This is a genomic window from Haemophilus sp. HMSC61B11 (assembly GCF_001838615.1).
Taxonomy (GTDB): domain Bacteria; phylum Pseudomonadota; class Gammaproteobacteria; order Enterobacterales; family Pasteurellaceae; genus Haemophilus_D; species Haemophilus_D parainfluenzae_AD.
On sequence record NZ_KV838007.1, the window covers coordinates 1 to 213 of the forward strand.

At 38.0% G+C, this 213-nt stretch carries 1 pseudogene; it reads right to left on the bottom strand.

Going from position 1 to position 213, the window contains the following annotated elements:
* Positions 1-29: 29 nt before the first annotated feature.
* Positions 30-213: pseudogene (locus HMPREF3263_RS10820) on the bottom strand (hypothetical protein); the annotation flags it as partial.

Here is a 213-nt window from a genome sequence, read left to right on the forward strand (position 1 = left end):
ACATCAGGATTATAGTTGGATATGCACATTTACTTGGCTCCCACATAAGTTATTTGACTTTCAAAATAATCAGCATGAGTTTTACGCCACCAGGTGGAAACATCTTCGCCTAATTTCGGGTGTTTTATCGTGACAGTTAAGGTATTGAGCATATCACTTCCTTTCGTATTTTTTGTATAACGGTAGCCCTTTGCTGACGTATATTTCCTAACG